This is a genomic window from Collinsella aerofaciens, assembly GCF_019131995.1.
GTDB classification, from domain to species: domain Bacteria; phylum Actinomycetota; class Coriobacteriia; order Coriobacteriales; family Coriobacteriaceae; genus Collinsella; species Collinsella aerofaciens_S.
On the sequence record NZ_JAHONA010000001.1, the window covers coordinates 85,914 to 103,487 of the forward strand.

Annotated in this window: 14 protein-coding genes; 6 read left to right on the forward strand and 8 right to left on the reverse strand. The window is 60.5% G+C overall.

What is annotated here, in order from left to right:
- The first annotated feature begins 94 nt into the window (after window positions 1-94).
- From KSY82_RS00350 to KSY82_RS00360, 3 genes are all read left to right on the forward strand, one after another.
- Window positions 95-787: a FadR/GntR family transcriptional regulator gene (locus tag KSY82_RS00350; RefSeq protein WP_254881633.1), complete on the forward strand. Its 693-nt coding sequence runs from the start codon at window positions 95-97 to the stop codon at window positions 785-787.
- Window positions 788-945: 158 nt separating this feature from the next.
- Window positions 946-1,755: a gluconate 5-dehydrogenase gene (locus KSY82_RS00355; RefSeq protein ID WP_195535999.1), complete on the forward strand. Its 810-nt coding sequence runs from the start codon at window positions 946-948 to the stop codon at window positions 1,753-1,755.
- Window positions 1,756-1,987: 232 nt separating this feature from the next.
- Window positions 1,988-2,629, forward strand: a complete 642-nt coding sequence (locus KSY82_RS00360) for an RpiB/LacA/LacB family sugar-phosphate isomerase (protein WP_217749810.1) — start codon at window positions 1,988-1,990, stop codon at window positions 2,627-2,629.
- Window positions 2,630-2,749: 120 nt separating this feature from the next.
- Here the strand turns inward: KSY82_RS00360 and KSY82_RS00365 are convergent, their stop codons facing one another.
- The 4 genes from KSY82_RS00365 to kdpA form a co-directional block, all read right to left on the reverse strand.
- A complete protein-coding gene (locus tag KSY82_RS00365; protein WP_217749811.1) occupies window positions 2,750-4,699 on the reverse strand; it encodes an NAD(P)/FAD-dependent oxidoreductase in 1,950 nt (649 codons plus the stop codon).
- Between the two features lie 248 nt (window positions 4,700-4,947).
- Window positions 4,948-5,538: a potassium-transporting ATPase subunit KdpC gene (gene kdpC, locus KSY82_RS00370; protein ID WP_217749812.1), complete on the reverse strand. Its 591-nt coding sequence runs from the start codon at window positions 5,536-5,538 to the stop codon at window positions 4,948-4,950.
- A gap of 12 nt (window positions 5,539-5,550) precedes the next feature.
- Window positions 5,551-7,611 (reverse strand): potassium-transporting ATPase subunit KdpB, encoded by a 2,061-nt coding sequence (gene kdpB, locus KSY82_RS00375; RefSeq protein ID WP_217749813.1) that lies wholly within the window; start codon window positions 7,609-7,611, stop codon window positions 5,551-5,553.
- A 15-nt stretch (window positions 7,612-7,626) separates the two neighbouring features.
- Window positions 7,627-9,450: a potassium-transporting ATPase subunit KdpA gene (kdpA, locus tag KSY82_RS00380; protein WP_217749814.1), complete on the reverse strand. Its 1,824-nt coding sequence runs from the start codon at window positions 9,448-9,450 to the stop codon at window positions 7,627-7,629.
- A 334-nt stretch (window positions 9,451-9,784) separates the two neighbouring features.
- On the opposite strand from kdpA, the gene KSY82_RS10310 reads away from it, so the two are divergent.
- The 3 genes from KSY82_RS10310 (at window position 9,785) to KSY82_RS00390 (ending at window position 13,219) form a co-directional block, all read left to right on the forward strand.
- Window positions 9,785-10,897: a universal stress protein gene (locus KSY82_RS10310; RefSeq protein ID WP_254881634.1), complete on the forward strand. Its 1,113-nt coding sequence runs from the start codon at window positions 9,785-9,787 to the stop codon at window positions 10,895-10,897.
- Window positions 10,898-11,019: 122 nt separating this feature from the next.
- Entirely contained in the window at window positions 11,020-12,522 is a 1,503-nt protein-coding gene (locus KSY82_RS10315) for a sensor histidine kinase (RefSeq protein WP_368042011.1), read from the forward strand.
- Window positions 12,515-13,219, forward strand: coding sequence for a response regulator transcription factor (locus KSY82_RS00390; RefSeq protein ID WP_161160344.1), 705 nt, complete (start codon window positions 12,515-12,517; stop codon window positions 13,217-13,219). The genes KSY82_RS10315 and KSY82_RS00390 overlap by 8 nt, the downstream gene beginning before the upstream one ends.
- 96 nt (window positions 13,220-13,315) lie before the next feature.
- On the opposite strand, the gene KSY82_RS00395 is transcribed toward KSY82_RS00390, so the two are convergent.
- The 4 genes from KSY82_RS00395 to KSY82_RS00410 all read right to left on the reverse strand — a co-directional run bounded on the left by KSY82_RS00395 (window position 13,316) and on the right by KSY82_RS00410 (window position 17,558).
- A complete protein-coding gene (locus tag KSY82_RS00395) occupies window positions 13,316-14,533 on the reverse strand; it encodes an FAD-dependent oxidoreductase (protein ID WP_368042012.1) in 1,218 nt (405 codons plus the stop codon).
- Between the two features lie 103 nt (window positions 14,534-14,636).
- Entirely contained in the window at window positions 14,637-15,542 is a 906-nt protein-coding gene (locus KSY82_RS00400; RefSeq protein ID WP_217749815.1) for a sugar phosphate isomerase/epimerase family protein, read from the reverse strand.
- 1 nt (window position 15,543) lies between these two features.
- Complete coding sequence (locus KSY82_RS00405; protein ID WP_254881636.1) at window positions 15,544-16,782, reverse strand: glycoside hydrolase family 88/105 protein; 1,239 nt, start codon at window positions 16,780-16,782, stop codon at window positions 15,544-15,546.
- A 107-nt stretch (window positions 16,783-16,889) separates the two neighbouring features.
- Window positions 16,890-17,558, reverse strand: coding sequence for an SGNH/GDSL hydrolase family protein (locus tag KSY82_RS00410; protein WP_254881637.1), 669 nt, complete (start codon window positions 17,556-17,558; stop codon window positions 16,890-16,892).
- Between the last annotated feature and the right edge of the window lie 16 nt (window positions 17,559-17,574).

A 17,574-nucleotide genomic window follows, 5' to 3' on the forward strand; every position in this document is an offset into this window, starting at 1 on the left:
ATATCTGAGCCGTTCGATTCGGTCCCAACGGCCAATACCGTGCCCGTGGTGCGCTAAAATAGCTCAGATGTATTTTGTAATGAGAGGTATAGCTATGGCCCGCGCCGAATCGGGGCTCCCCGAGCAGATTTCCGAGAAAATCATTCAATTGATTCTTGATGAGCACCTTGAGCAAGGCGATCGCCTGCCCAAGGAGGCCGTACTCGTTGAGCGCCTGGGCGCCGGCAGGAGCACCGTGCGCGAGGCCATGAAGCTGCTGCAGTCGCGCAACATCGTGCGCATCAAGCAGGGTTCGGGCACGTACGTGGCCTCGAACCCCGGCGTTGCCGACGATCCGTTGGGCTTTACCTTTATCGGCGACAAGCAGCGCCTGGCGCGCGACCTGCTCGAGGTGCGTTTTATGATCGAGCCGCAGATGGCGAGCATGGCCGCCGAGCACGCGACCGAAGATCAGATTATGTGCATCCGCGAGCTCTGCGATGAGTCCCAGCGCCTGGCCGAGGCCGGCGAGGACTACTCCGCCGCCGACACCGCATTCCACAACGCCATTGCCGAGAGCTGCGGGAACCTCGTCGTCCCTCGCCTGATGGGTGTGCTCAAGGCATCCGTTCCCCTCTTTATCGACGTAACGGGCAAAAAGCTCGTCGAGGAGACCATCCGCACGCACCGCGGCGTGGCCGACGCCATCGAGGCGCGCAACCCCACCGCCGCGCACGACGCCATGTATCTGCACCTGGTCTACAACCGCAACATGATCGCGGAAGGCGCGATGGCGAAAAGCGAGTAAGGGCATCGCGACAACCGATTTCAACCGTTCACCTTTTAAAAGTGAACGTTCACCTATTTTTAGGAGAATAGGGGCGTCAATTCCTCCGTTTCTCCTATACTGAGCTTGTATTAAAAGCAAGACTTATATAGATGAACGTTTCTTTTGAAAGGATCGCTATGTCTGATCTTATGGACAGCTTCCGCCTGGATGGCAAGGTCGCACTTGTGACCGGCGCCACCTACGGCATTGGCATGGCCATTGCCGAGGCGCTCGGCGAGGCCGGCGCCAAGATCGCCTTTAACGCCCGCCACGCCGACAAGGTCGCCGAGGCCGAGAAGCACTACCGCGAGCTGGGCTTTGAGGCTCACGGCTACGTGGCCGATGTCACTGACGAGGCCGTCGTCGCCGAGCTCGTCGCCAAGATCGAGGCCGATTTTGGCACCACGCCCGACATCCTGGTCAACAATGCAGGTGTTATCCAGCGCACCCCCATGCTCGACATGAGCGCCGAGGACTTCCGTCGCGTCGTCGACATCGATCTTAACGCCCCGTTCATCGTCTCCAAGGCCTGCCTGCCCGGCATGATCGCCAAGGGTCACGGCAAGATCATCAACATCTGCTCGATGATGAGCGAGCTTGGCCGCGAGACCATCGCTGGCTACGCCGCTGCCAAGGGCGGTCTGAAGATGCTCACCAAGAACATCTGCTCCGAGTTTGGCGAGGCCAACATCCAGTGCAATGGCATTGGGCCTGGCTACATCGCCACGCCGCAGACCGCGCCGCTGCGCGAGACGCAGCCCGACGGCAGCCGTCACCCGTTTGACCAGTTCATCATCGCCAAGACCCCGGCCGCCCGTTGGGGCACGCCCGAGGACCTGAAGGGCCCCGCTGTGTTCCTGGCCTCCGATGCCTCGAACTTCGTCAACGGCCACATCCTCTACGTCGACGGCGGCATCCTGGCATACATCGGCAAGCAGCCCCAGTAGGCGCTGCGCGGGCTTGAGACGGGCATCTTGCCTTTCAATCGTCGGTCGCGTACCCAAGTACGCTTCCCTCCTCTTTCAAGGCAACCTGCTCCGTCTCAAGCCCGCTCGCTCACCGCGCTCCCACATTTAGGTTCATTTAGTAGTTGCGGTGAAATAGGGATTGATTTTGACTTCTACCAGGCAAGACGGTCCGTATTTCACCGCAAGTTAGAAATAGGAAAGGTATTTCGCAATGAAGATCGCTCTCATCAACGAGAATTCTCAGAACTCCAAGAACCCCATGATCGAGGCTGCCCTTAAGAAGGTTGTCGAGCCCATGGGGCACACCGTCTTTAACTATGGTATGTATGCCGACGCCGACTCCAAGCCCCTCACCTACGTGCAGAACGGCATCCTTGCCGCCGTGCTGCTCAACTCCGGCGCTGCCGACTACGTCGTGACCGGCTGCGGCACCGGCGAGGGCGCCATGCTCGCCTGCAACTCCTTCCCCGGCGTGCTGTGCGGCCACGTTGCCGACCCGCTCGGCGCCTACACCTTTGCCCAGGTCAACGATGGCAACGCCGTCGCCATGCCCTTCGCTCTTAAGAACGGCTGGGGCCAGGAGCTCAACCTCGAGTACACCTTCGAGAAGCTCTTTGGCTTTGGTTCGGGCAACGGCTACCCCGCCGAGCGTGTTGAGCCCGAGCAGCGCAACAAGAAGATCCTCGACGGCGTGCGCGCTGTGACCATGCGTCCGCTCGTCGACGTCCTGGGCGAGATCGATCAGGACCTGGTGAAGGGCGCACTTGCCGGCGAGCACTTCCAGGAGTACTTCTTTGCCAACGCAACCGACGAGGCCATCATCACCAAGGTCAAGGAGATCCTGGGCCTCTAATCGCACGACTCATTGCAGCTAACGCAAGCGGCGGTCGTCCCACGTACGGGACGACCGCCGCTTTTTGCTATCTACCGACTGACGCCGCGGGGATAGGCCTCACATGCACCAAGGGGTTGACTAGAGCTCGCAGGCAACCTTGTAGCCATCGCCGATGGCATCGCGGATGTTGCCACACTTCTGGGCATCGCCTAGCACGTGGACAGCAACACCGGCAGCGGCAAGGTCGTCGACCAGCTTGGTATTGGGACGATAGCCCATGGCAAGCACCAGCGTATCGGCATCGGTGATGGTGTGGACCTCGCCATCCTTCTCGTAGCTGATGGTGTCCTCGGTGATCTCGGTCACCTTGGCCTCGGTCAGAACATGGACGCCCTTGGAGAGCATGCGCGTGATGAGCACCGCGCGACCGGCACCGCCCTCGTTGGCAGCGAGCGTCTTGGTCATCTCTATGACGGTCACATCGCGATTGGCCGGCGACAGGTCGTTGACCAGCGGGGCCAGGTAATCGGCCGTCTCGCAGCCAACGGTACCGCCGCCCACGATGACGATCTTCTTGCCCGGGAAAGCCTTGCCGCTCAGCAGGTCGTCAGCCGTCATAACCTGCTTAAAGCCCTGCATAAAGGCCGGGGCGATGGGCTCGGCGCCATAAGCCAGGACAACCTCGTAGCCGGCGTAGTCACGCTGAATGTCCTCGGCAGTAAGCTCGGTGCCAAATACGCACTTCACGCCGACCTCGGCCAGGCGACGGTACTGATACTTGATCACGCGGGTGAGTTCCTGCTTTGCCGGCGGAACGGCCGCGATGCGCATCTCGCCACCCGGCTCGCCCTGCTTATCCACGAGCACTACGTTGTGGCCGCGCTTGGCAGCAATGTAGGCTGCCTCCATGCCCGCAGGACCAGCGCCCACAACCAGCACGTTCTTAGCCTCGGCGGCAGGCTCGTAGCCGGCCTCGTCGCGCTCAACATCGGGATTGACGGTGCAGGAGATGCGCTTGCCAAACATAATGCCGTTCAGGCAGCGCAGGCAGCCAATGCAGGGGCGGATGTCGTCGGCGTTGCCGGCGGCTGCCTTGTTGCAGAACTCGGCATCGCACAGATTGGCGCGGCCCATCATGCAGATGTCGGCAGCACCGTCCTCGATCAGCTCCTCGGCAATCCATGCCTCGTTAATGCGGCCGACCGTGGCAACGGGAATGTTGACGTGCTTTTTGATCTCTCGCGAGCAGGCGGCATGCGAGGCCTGCTGCGTGCCGGCGGCGGGAATGGCAGAGCCGCGCTTGATAGTGGTGCCGCCCGACACATGAATCATGTCGACGCCGGCCTTCTCCAGGCGACGCGAGACGTAGATCATGTCGTTGAGGGTCAGGCCGCCATCGGTGTATTCATCGCCCGAAATGCGGACGTCGATGATAAAGTCCTTGCCGCAGCGCTCGCGAATCTCGGCAATGACCTCGAGCAGGAAGCGCATACGCGCGTCGAGCGAGCCGCCGTACTCATCGGTACGCTTGTTGTAGAGCGGGGTCAAAAAGCCGCCGAGCATGCCGTGGGCGTGCGCCGCATGGACCTCGACGCCATCGACGCCGGCCTTCTGCATACGCACGGCAGCGTCGCCAAACTGATGCGTGAGCTCGTGGATCTCATCGACCGTGATAGGACGCGGTGCCTCGCGGGCATAGGACGGTCCCACGAAGGACGGAGCGATCAGGCGCGGCGTGCCCGGAATGTTAAAGGCCATGTAGGCGGGGTGGAAGAGCTGCGGCATGATCTTGCAGCCGTACTCGTGGACGGCTGCGGCGAGCTTTTCCCAGCCGGGGATAAACGTGTCGTCGTAGCAGCACATGTCACCCGGCAGATAGGTATAGGTGGGCTCGACCGTCACGACCTCGGTGATGATGAGGCCCACACCACCCTTGGCGCGGGCGCGGTAGTGGTCGACCAAGTCGTCGGTCACATAGCCATGATCGGCCAGGTTCGTGGATACCGGCGGCATAAAGACGCGGTTCTTGACCTCGGTCGTACCGACCTTGATCGGGCTAAAGAGCATCGGGTAGGCGGATGACTCCATACAGGCTTCCTTTCGTTTGAGCCGCTCGGCGGCAGTTGCTAACGTACCTATCGTATCAGTATCCGCCGCATTCGCACTCGCTCGCACTCCCCACCTTCAATCCCGACCCTCACAAAAAAGTTGCGGTGGAATACGGAGTAGATGAGGCTTTTGACAGGCAAAACAGTCCGTATTTCACCGCAACTGATGGGCGGAGTGGAATTGAGGGCTCAGGTAGTCAGTCATGCCCTCATCCGCCACTCCCTCACCTACAGCGCGCCGTCCAGCATAAGGTTCACCTTGAGCACGTTGACCGTGGGCTCGCCGAAGACGCCCAGGAATCGGCCCTTGGTGCACCGGGCGATGATCTCGCACACTTCGCCTTCGCTCTTGCCCGTGGCCTTGGCAAGGCGCGGGACCTGGTACTCGGCGGCATCCGGAGAGATCTCCGGGTCGAGGCCGGACCCCGAACACGTCACCAGGTCGACGGGCACAGCGTCCATATCGGCATCGGGGTTGGCGGCGCGGATCTTCTTCACGCGCGCATCCACAAGCTGCCGATACTCATCACTCGCCGGGGACAAATTGGACGGGGCACCATACGCCATGAGCCCGCCATCTTCGCCTTCGACAATTGACACGTTCTGGATACGACCCCACATGTGGGCTTCGTCATCGAAGTTCTGGCCGATGAGCTCGGAACCCACAACCTTGCCGTCGACCGTAATGAGCGAACCGTTCGCCTGATACGGGAACGCAACCTGGGAGATGCCGGTCACGACGAGCGTATAGCCCAGGCCGCAGACAACGGTAAACAGCGCGAACACGCCAAGTGCGCGCGATGCGATACCTTTGAACATACATACCTCCGTCTACATCATGCCAATGCCGAACAAGGCCAGCAGCATGTCGATAATCTTGATGAATACGAACGGCGCCACAATACCGCCCAGGCCCCACACCAGCAGGTTGTGGGTCAGCAGCTGGCCGGACGAAAGCTCGCGGTACTTCACGCCTTTCGGGGCGGCAGGAATCAGCGCGACGATGACCAGCGCGTTGTAGATAATGGCGGACAGCACGGCAGTCAACGGGCTGGTGAGCCCCAGGATGTTGAGGGAGTCCAACCCGGGGTAGATCGGCGAGAATAGCGCCGGGATGATGGCGAAATACTTGGCGACGTCGTTGGCGACCGAGAAGGTCGTGAGCGAGCCGCGGGTCATGAGCAGTTGCTTGCCGATACGCACGATATCGATGAGTTTGGTGGGGCTGGAGTCGAGGTCGACCATGTTGCCGGCCTCCTTGGCAGCCTGGGTTCCCGTGTTCATGGCCACGGCGACATCCGCCTGCGCCAGTGCCGGCGCGTCGTTGGTGCCGTCGCCGGTCATCGCGACCAGATGGCCCTCATGCTGGAACGCGCGGATCTTATCGAGCTTGCCCTCGGGCGTCGCTTCGGCCAGGAAGTCATCCACACCGGCCTCGGCGGCGATTGCCGCGTCCGTCAGCGGATTATCACCCGTCACCATTATGGTCTTGATACCCATGCGGCGCAGGTCGGCGAACTTTTCCTTCACGCCAGACTTGATGATGTCCTTAAGGTAGACGACACCCAGCACACGTCGGTCCTTTGCCACGACCAACGGGGTGCCACCCACCTTCGCAATGCGTTCGACGGCCTCGTCGCACTCCTTCGAGAACACTCCTCCGGCAGCCTCCACATAAGCGCGAACGGAATCGGCCGCACCCTTGCGAATCTCGCTGTCGGCGTAGTTCACACCGGACATGCGGGTCGCCGCGGTGAAGGGGATGAACTCCATGCCCTTATCCTCGAGTGTGCGGCCGCGCAGCCCAAACTGCTCCTTGGCGAGCACGACGATAGAGCGGCCCTCGGGGGTCTCATCCGCCAGAGAGGACAGCTGCGCGGCATCGGCCAGCTCCGCGGGATCGACGCCGTCGACCGGGATGAACTCGGCGGCTTGGCGGTTACCCAGGGTAATGGTGCCGGTCTTGTCGAGCATGAGGATGTCGACGTCGCCGGCGGCCTCGATGGCGCGACCGGACATGGCCAGCACGTTGGCCTCGTTCAGTCGGCTCATGCCGGCGATGCCAATGGCGGACAGAAGGGCACCGATGGTTGTGGGAGCCAGGCACACGAGCAGCGCCACGAGCGTGGTCACGGCCGTGGGGTTCGCCATACCGTTGAGCCCTGCAGAGAAACTCGAGTAGCAGTACAGTGCGAGCGTCACGAGGATGAAGATGACGGACAGAGCAACCAGAAAGATCTCGAGCGCGACCTCGTTGGGGGTCTTCTTGCGGGCGGCGCCCTCGACCATGGCGATCATCTTATCCAGGAAGCTCTGGCCAGGCTCGCTGGTAATTTTCACCACAATCCAATCGGAAAGCACGGTAGTGCCGCCAGTGACGGTAGAACGGTCACCGCCAGCCTCGCGAACCACAGGTGCAGACTCGCCGGTGATGGCCGACTCATCAACCGAGGCGGCACCCTCGATGACATCGCCGTCTCCCGGAATCTGCTCGCCGGCGCGCACGACCACCAGATCCCCGCGTGAGAGCTCGGTACCGGGAACGACCGTGAAGCGGTCCTTATCCTCAACGGACTCGATGCGATGGGCCTCGACGTCCTTTTTCGCCGCGCGCAGGGAGTCTGCCTGCGCCTTACCGCGGCCCTCGGCAAGTGCCTCGGCAAAATTTGAAAAGAGGTCGGTCAGCCAGAGAATGACGGCAATGGCGATCACATAGTACGTGGGGACGTCGGCGTCCTGTACCCCAAAAATAGAGGCGATGGCCAGAATGGAGGTCATGGCGGCCGACAGCCACACCAGGAACATGACCGGGTTTTGGACCTGGACACGGGGGTCAAGCTTGGCAAATGAATCGCGCACCGCGCGGCTCATCATGTCTTTTTGCATAGCCATAAATCTGCGACTCCTTTACGCAACCATCTGGAAGAATTCGGCAACGGGACCAAGCGCCAACGCCGGGAAGAAGCTCAGGGCGCCAATCAGCAGAACGACGAATACCAGCAGGAACACGAACATGGCATTGGTGGTGGAAAGCGTGCCGGCGCTCTCGGCGACCTTGCCCTTCCCGGCCAGCGAGCCCGCGATGGCGAGCGTGCCTACAATCGGTAGGAACCGCGCGAACAGCATCTCGATACCCAGCAGCACGTTGATCCACGGGATGTTGCAGTTCATACCGGCGAATGAGGAGCCGTTGTTGCCGCCAGCCGAAGTAAGGGTGTACAGGACCTCGGAGAAGCCATGCGCCCCACCGTTGTTGAGTTGATCGACAAGACCGGGCACCATGCAGGCGATAGCGGAGCTCACCAGAATGGCAAACGGGGTGGCGAGACACAGAACCACCGCCCAGCGCATCTCGGTCGGCTCGATCTTCTTGCCTAGGAACTCGGGCGTGCGGCCGACCATGAGGCCGGCGATAAACACCGTGAGGATGGCGAAGCCGATCATGCCGTACAGGCCGCAGCCAACGCCGCCGAACACTACCTCGCCCAGCGCTATCTGGAGCATCTGGACAAACCCGCCGAGCGGGGTGTAGGAGTCGTGCATGGAGTTGACCGAGCCGTTGGAAGCAGCCGTCGTGAAAGCGGACCAGGTGGAAGAGGAGGCGATGCCAAAGCGGCTCTCTTTGCCCTCCATGTTGCCGCCCGCCTGGCCATCGGTCATCTCGATGTTGACCGCGCCGCCATCTGCCAGCTGCGGCGTACCCATATGCTCGTTAACGGCGATGATGCCGGTAAAGACCACAAGCAGGATAAGCATCGCCGCGAAGATGGCCTTGCCCTGCCCGGCATTCTTGACACCGATGCCGAAGGTGAAGCAGCAGGCGACCGGAATCAGCAGCAAGCTGGTCATCTCGATGATGTTGGTGAAGGCATTGGGGTTCTCATACGGATGCGCAGAGTTCGCGCCAAAGAAGCCGCCGCCGTTGGTGCCGGACTGTTTGATGGCAACCTGGCTGGCCGCAGGACCCTGAGGCAGGAACTGCTCGGTGATCACGCGCGCGCCCTCGACAACCTTGCCGTCGACCTTGACCGTGTCGCCCTCGATCTGGGCGCCGTCGATGACGCTCCAGCCGCCGTCTGCATTAGGCTGGACAGCGACGGGCTCTACGAGCTCAGCCTTCTGAGCCGGCTGGAAGTTGGAGATGACGCCACCGGCAGCCAGGCAGATACCAAACACGAGGTTCAGCGGGATGAGCACATACAGGACGGTGCGGGTGAGGTCGACCCAGAAGGAACCCAGACCCTGCTCCTTGACCTGACGGAAGCCGCGGATCAGCGCGAACATGACCGCGATACCGGTACCAGCGGAAACGAAGTTCTGCACAGTGAGACCCATGAACTGCACAAGGTAGGACAGGGTGGTCTCACCGGAGTAGGACTGCCAGTTGGAGTTGGTTATGAAGGAAGCAGCCGTATTGAACGACAGGCCCCATGACACACCCGGCAGGTGCTGGGGATTGCCTGGCAAGAAGGACTGAAGCGCCTGGAGTGCCACAAGAGTCACGAGGCCGATCCCCGAAAAGACCAGCACGCTCGCCAGATAGCGCCTACACCCCATCTGTTCTGCCGCGTCGATGCGAAGCAGACGATAGACGCCACGCTCCACAGGAGCAATCACAGGCGACAGGAACGTATGCTCACCATCCATGATATGGGCCATGAACCGACCGAGCGGAACGGCCAGGACGACGAGTACGGCAAAGTACAAGATGTACTGAATCGCAGCGTCCATAGTTTACGAATCACTCCTCATCAGAATGTAGATGTAATAGATAAGAAGTCCAATGCAGACGACTCCGATGATGGGAATGAGGATGTCCATTTACCGCCCCTTTCACACGCGGTCCGATGTCTCGGACGCCTGCCCTCGCAAGCGTCTGGGGACAGTAAACGCTTCTAGGGATTAAAGAGGCGTGAGGGCCGGGGCTCACGTCCTTAAGATGCCGTAAAGATGCAGGTAGAAAGCACTATTGCAGCTGCAGTGCGCCTATACTCGACCTCGCGAGCATACAGTGGTGTCTTCACCGCGTATGCACGCATGGACAACGCTTCAGAAAGGCTACGCTATGCAGCGCGACGCATCGGACACTCGCGTCAATCCAGACCTCATCCTCAAGGCAATTGAGAAAGACGGGGTCGCCGATGACACTCGAACCAGCCGGGGACACCTCAAAATTTTCTTTGGCTACGCTGCTGGCACAGGCAAAACCTATGCGATGCTTCAAGCCGCCCACGCCGCCAAGCGGCGAGGTGTCGACGTCGTCGCGGGATACATCGAGCCGCACGAACGTCCGGCAACTGCCCATCTTGCACAAGGGCTTGAGAACGTGCCCTGTAAACTCATCGAGCACAACGGCATTGCGCTCAGCGAGTTCGATCTAGATGCGGCTATCGAACGCGCCCCTCAGCTCATCCTTGTCGACGAGCTCGCCCATACGAATGCGCCGGGATCTCGCCACGACAAACGCTATCAAGACGTCGAGGAACTTCTACATGCGGGCATCGACGTCTATACGACCGTGAACGTTCAGCATATCGAGAGCCTAAACGACATGGTTGCATCCATCACCGGCGTTGTCGTGAGCGAACGAATCCCCGACCGTATCTTCGATGATGCCGACCAGGTCGAGCTCGTCGACATAGAGCCCGAAGACCTACTTGAGCGCCTTCGCGCCGGCCTCGTCTACCGTCCCGCACAAGCCGACCGAGCGCAACAGCATTTTTTTACCGTCGAGAACCTCACCGCACTCCGAGAAATCGCGCTGCGCCGCTGCGCCGATCGCACCGGTCACCTCACAGACGCCACACGCGTGCTGGGAAACCGTGACTACTACACCAGGGAGCGTATCTTAGTCTGTGTCTCCCCGGCGCCGACCAATCCCCGCATCGTCCGTGCCGCCGCACGTATGGCGAAAGCGTTTCGCAGCGAGCTCGTCGCCCTGTTCGTAGAGAGCCCGCGCACGCAAGCCATGAGCGATGATGAGCGCGCCAAGCTTGCAGCCAATATCGCCCTAGCCGAGCAGCTCGGAGCACATATGGAAACCGTCTATGGCGACGACATCGCGTTTCAGATCTCCGAGTTCGCACGCCTGTCGGGTATTTCGAAGATCGTCATGGGGGGCGCACGGGCGAGCGCAGCAGCGTCCGTCAGGCCCTCTTCGGCCGCAAATCTCTCGTAGAACAGCTCATAACATTCGCCCCGAACCTCGACATTTACATCATTCCAGAACAGTCGACTCCGCCCTCCCGACCCAAAGGACGCCGCCATGCGCTCGCCCTGCAGCCGCCCAGCAGCCGAAACGTGCTTCGCACGCTGGCCCTCTCTCTTGCCGCCACGGCGATCGGCACGGCTTTCCGCCATCTGGGATTTGCCGATTCCAGCATCATATCCCTCTATATCTTCACGGCCCTGTTGACCGCCGTCACCACGACGGGGCGTATCTGCACGATCGTATCGAGCGTGCTCTCTGTAGTGCTTTACAACTTCTGCTTCGTCACGCCTCTGTTTTCGCTCGCCAGCTACGACCGAAGCTATCTGGTCACGTTCGGCATCATGTTCGCCACCGCTATGGTCGCCGGCGAGTTAACTGCGCGCATCGCCGACAACGCCCGTACATCCGCCGAGAACGCATTCAAAACGCGCGTACTCCTCGAAACGAACCAGCTCTTGCAGCAAGCCCATAGCGCGGAGGAGTGCGCCCGCGTCGCCATGAACCAACTCGTCAAACTGCTAAAACTCGACGTGGTCTTCTACCCCGCCGAACACGGCACGCTCGGCAAGGCGCTCTATGAGTCCGCTGGCACCGAAAACCGATCCGCGTCGCTGCTCACCGACTACGAGCGCGCCGTTGCAACCTGGACCTACACCAACAACAAGCGTGCGGGCGCAAGCACGCGGACCCTGCCTGAGGCGCGCTGTCTCTACCTCGCGGTTCGCACCGGCGACAAGGTATTCGGTGTCATCGGCATCGCCCTGGAGGGGCGCGAGATCGAAGCCTTCGAGCATTCGATCGTCCTATCTATCGTAGGTGAATGCGCCTTGGCGCTCGAAAGCGACCGGGCGGCGCAAGAGCGCGAAGAGGCTGCGGTCTTGGCGAAAAACGAGCAGCTGCGCGCCAACCTTTTGCGCTCCATCGGCCACGATTTGAGGACACCCCTCACGGCTATATCCGGATCTGCGGCAATCCTTCGGAAGAGCGACGAGAAGCTCAGCCTCGAACAACGCTGCGATCTTGCCGATGCCATCTACGACGACTCCCTCTGGCTTATCGATACCGTGGAGAACCTCCTCGCCATCACACGCGTCGAGGACGGCACCATTCGCCTCAACTTAACATCCGAGCTCATCGACGAGGTCATCGAGGCCGCCCTCAGCCATGTCGCCCAAGCATCGCATGGACGTGCCGTCACCATCGAGCACACTGACGACATCCTGCTGGTGCGCATCGACGTCCATCTCATCATGCAGGTGCTTACGAATCTCATCATGAACGCCTTCAAATACACGCCCGAGGACTCGACTGTCACCATCAGCGCACGTCGCGAGGGCGCGTTCGTCGTGGTGGACGTCGCAGACGATGGGCCGGGTGTGGCAGACTGCGACAAGCCTCATATCTTTGAGCGCTTCTTCACCTCAGGCAATACGCGGCCCGTGGATTCGCGTCGAAGCATCGGCCTTGGCCTGTCGCTCTGCCGCTCCATCGTGGAGGCGCATGGCGGCGTCATCGAAGTTCGCGACAACCACCCCCATGGGGCTGTCTTCCGTTTTACCCTGCCCGCCGAGGAGATTGAGATTCATGAATAATGCCGCTAAGCCACGCATCCTCCTGGTCGAAGATGACCCGACCGTTCAAAACCTCGTTTCGACCGCGCTTGACCTCCACGGCTATGTCGTGAGCAAGGTTTGCAACGGCCAAGCCGCCATCATGGATGCGGTGTCGCACGGCCCCAGCCTCATCATGCTCGACCTCGGCCTTCCCGACATTGACGGTATCGAGGTCATCACGAAGATCCGAAGCTGGTCGGCAGTCCCCATTATCGTCATTTCGGCGCGCACCGAAGATTCCGACAAGATTGCAGCACTTGACGCGGGGGCAGACGACTACCTCACCAAGCCCTTTTCTGTGGATGAGTTGCTCGCGCGCGTCCGTGCGAATTTGAGGCGCTCCTCGATGGCGTCGAGCGAGTCGACAGAAGCGAGCACGTTCGACAACGGTCCGCTGCATATCGACTACGCCGCGGGATACGCGACGAAAGACGGACGCGAGCTCTCGCTCACCCCAACCGAGTACAAATTGCTCGTCCTTCTGGCGAAAAACGTCGACAAGGTGCTCACCCACACCTTCATCACCCGCGAGATATGGGGCACGAGCTGGGACAGCGATCTGGCGAGCCTGCGCGTGTTCATGCGTACCCTGCGCAAGAAGATCGAGGCAGATCCCTCTCACCCCAAGATGATTCAGACGCACATGGGTGTCGGGTACCGCATGCAGCGTCTCTAGCCCACCCCACAAAAAGTTGCGGTGGAATACGGAGTAGATAAGGCCTTTGACAGCCAAAACAGTCCGTATTTCACCGCAACTGATGGATGGAATGTGTTAGAGGCCCAGGTAGCTGGTCATGCCTTCGACGGCGAGCTTGCCGCCTGCCACGGCATGAACCACCGTGAGCGGGCCGTTAACCACGTCGCCGGCGGCAAAGACGCCAGGCACCGTTGTCATGCCGTTCTCGTCGACCGAAAGCAGGCCACGATGGTCGGTCTCCAGGCCGCCCGTCGTAAGCACAAGCTTGTCTTTGGGCACCTGCGAAGCCGCAATCACAACTGTGTCGGCAGACACATGGTCGAGCTCCTCCTCGTAGCCCACCACATTGTTGTCCTCGTCAAAGATAGCCGTCTCGAACACCGGACCGTTATCGTCGATGGCGCAGATCGCCTTGCCGCACACAATCTCGGCACCGTCAAGCTCGGTCAGCTCGACCTCGTCGTCGATGGCCGAGATATGGCGCGAGCGTGCATACACAGTGACCTTGCGAGCACCCGAACGCAGCGCCGTGCGGGCCACATCCATGGCCACATTACCGGCACCGATGACCGCCACGTTCTGCCCGATAGCCACGCTCGTGGGATCGACCAGGTAATCGATACCAAACAGCACGTTGCCGCGCGACTCGCCGGGAATGCCCAGTTTGCGGGCACGCCAGGTACCGGTACCAACAAAGACCGCATCGTAGCCGTCGCGCAGCAGGTCGTCGATATGCAGCGCGCCACCAATGGTGGTCGAGGGGCGCACGCGCACGCCAAGCGAGCACATCACGTGACGGTACTTTTGTACGAGCGCACGGGGCAGGCGGAACTCGGGGATACCGTATTCCAGCACACCGCCGATCTCGGGGCGCTGTTCAAATACCGTGACGGCACAGCCCAGCTGGGCCATCTTAATGGCCACGGTAATACCGGCGGGACCGGAACCGACCACAGCAACCTGTTTGCCACACGACGGCGCGGGCGTCCACTCCTTACGATCTAAATACGCTGTGGAGATGTAGTGCTCGATGCTCGAGAAATGTACGGGTGCGCCCTTGCGGCCCTGGATGCAAGCACCCTCGCATTGGCCCGAATGGTTGCACACCATGGAGCAGACCGCGCTCATGGGATTGTTCTGGAACAGCAGCTCGCCCGCCTCTTCTAGACGACGCTGTTTGAACAGGTCGATGACCTGCGGAATAGGCGTCTGAACTGGGCAGCCCTTAATCTGACAGAACGCCCTTTTACAACCCAGGCAACGATTCGCCTCTTCGACAATGTGGATAGCCACGCAACTCCCCTTTTTAATGCAATCCAATGGGGCGACGATAAAGACCCTTCACCGCCGCCCCCATACAGGTAATCTCAATCTGCCGACACGACAAAAGCCAATGCTATAACTCGCGATGCAAAGCCCCGCAGCGAGCGGACATGTGCTCGAGTGTCGCCAGGCAGTCAGCCCCCGTCGCCGGCACACTGTTCTCGACCACGCAGGGAATCCCAGGGCAGGCGGCAGCCGCCCAGGCCACCACGGGCTCAAAGTCGTATCGTCCCGTCTCGCCCACGCCATGGCACACCAGGCGCGAACCCGTACCGTCGCACCAACCGGCTTCGTCCTCGTTGTCGACGACCTCATAATCCTTGGCGTGCAGCACGCGGATCTTGCTGCCGCATAAGTAGAGCATGCGCGCGGTAATTTCCTGCGCTTCGTCAACGACGCTGGGGTGCAGCAGCGACACTGGGTCATAGATCACGCCGAGCGACGGGCTCGAGACGCGCTCCAGCACTTCACGGCAGCGATCTGGCGTGTTAACGGTCTCGTTCCAACCAGGCTCGATCAAAATTTGCCCACCCACGGCCTCGGCCCGATCGCAGATGTGTGCAAGCCCGTCTGCAAACGCATCGAGTGCCTCATCGGTCATGCGGTCGTCGGCAACGCGGTTCTGCGCATTGGGGCGACCGGTCTCGGTACCCACCGGGCAGCCGCCGAGCATCTTGGCAAAGTTCAGGCACGCCTCGTACTCGGCAAAGTTATCCATGAGCTGTTGGCGATCGGGCGTCGCCAAATTCTTATAGCAGCCGAGCACGGCGACCGAAACGCCCGACTCATCGAGCACGGCACGCAAATGGTCGGCAAGCTCGCTGGTCAGGCCGCCTCGATCGATCCCCATCGATGCGTAGAGCACCTTGCTCGGCAGCTGAATGCACGAAAAGCCCAGCTCTCCCGCCATGCGAATGCGTTCCTCGACGGTCCCCTGCGGAAGGTCGTGCAAACGTACACCCGGAGTAATAGCCCCCACGTTATTCACATCCCTTATGAGCGTTGATGCCCGGGGTGTATCCGCCAAACGGGTCCTCGATGGAGCACACGCCCGAGGGGGCGAGCGGATCGCGCTTACCGGCCAGCTTGTCGTGATGCATGGTCTCGATATAGGCAAGCACCAGCGGCGCCACACCCTTTGCATCATTTTTGACCACGGGCTCGCTCATGTAGTAATCAAACGTGCCCTCGCGGTGCGCGGTGTTGCCCAAGCCCGCGACCAGGCAGATGTTGTCGAGCGCCAGCTGGCCATCATGCTCGGACAGGCAGGTCTCGCAGATGCCGTCGAAGGCGCGACGGCCGTACTGGTAGTAACGCTCGCCCAGCACGCCCAGACGCACGCCCTTCATGATGGCATTGGCAAAAATCGCGCTACCAGACTCCTCCAGGTAGTTGGGGGCGATATTGGGCAGGTTGATGACCTGATGCCACATGCCGGTCTTCTCGTCCTGATACGGCAGCATGGCGTCGATCAGGTCGTGGAACATCTTGCGAATCTCGTCCTTCTCGGCTGACATCGAAGGCGGCATGAGCTCCCAGGTATCGATGAGTGCCATGGCAAACCAGCCCTCGGCGCGCAGCCAGAAGTTAGCCGAAAGGCCGGTGACCGGGTCGCACCAGAACTGTTTGCGGCTCGCGTCGTAAGCGTGATAGTACAGACCGTTGAGGGGGTTGCGCATCAGGTCATGCACGACCTGGAACATATGGAAGCTGTCCGAGCAGGCACGACGGTTGTGGAAGCTCAGCTCGTACTGCATGTAGAACGGCTGGGCCATATACATGCCATCGAGCCAGATCTGGTTGGGATAGACGGCCTTGTGCCAAAACACGCCTTCTTTGGTGCGCGGCTGGGTCTCGAGCTGGCGGTAGATGGTGTCCATGGCGGCACGGTACTTGGGCTTGCCCACCAGGTCATAGAGCTTGTAGAGGGTCTTGCCCGCATTGACGTTATCGAGGTTGTAATCCTGCGGGTTGTAATGCTTGATGGTACCGTCGTCCTGGACAAAGAAATCGATGTAGTCATCAGCAAAGGTCAGGTAGCGCTGCTCACCCGTGATCTCGTACAGCTCGATGAGCGCCTTGATCATGCAGCCGTCGATATAGTTCCAGGTGTTCTCCTTGCCGGCGCGAATCTTTTCGATATTCCAAGCCGGCGCCTGCGGCGTAGAGGTTTCGATCAACTGCTCGATATAACGGTCCAGGATTTGATTGCAACCCATTGCTGTCCCCTCTGACATAAACGATAGGTGAACGTTACCCCTAGTGTAACGCGAACGGGGAATATAGGGTGAACGTTAACCCTATATTCCCCGCAAACGGCAGACTTTTAGCGGCAAACGGCGGTGAGACCCGCGGCGATGCGCTGCGCCAGGCGCTCATAGCCGGCAGGACTGTAATGCAGACCGTCCGGCATATAGAGCTCGCGGTGCTCTGGCAAAAACGGGCTGATGCCACTTTGCGCATACAGGTCAATCACCGGAACGGAGTAGCGGTCACAGACCTCGAGCATCGCCTTTACGTAGGCGACCTGCGTCAACCCCAGGTGATTGAGCTCATCGCTTGCCGGGATATCCTTCTCGTGCTTACCGCTCGTCTTGCACGGCGTCATAAACACGAGCTTTGCCTGGGGCGAACGCGCCGTGATGGTGCGGATCAGGTAATCGAGTGCACCATAGAACTCGTGCACATCGGTACTGCCCAACTCGCCAAGCGGCACGTTGCGGCTAAAGTCGTTGACACCGCCAAAGACGATGTAGATATCAGCCGCATTGTCGATGCCGTCCAGGCGCTCGACAAACGAATCGCTGCGGTCGGCCTTGATGGCGATACGCGAACCCTTGATGCCAAAGTTCTCGATGACCGCGCCTCCCAGCAACGCGCCCAAATGCGAGGTCCACGAGATGTCGTTGCCTCCCCCACCGCAGCCGTTGTCGCCCCAGGTCGTTGAGTCGCCAAAGCAGCAAATGGTCGATTCACTCAAGCTCTTCGTTTCCATAATCTTCTCCTCATCC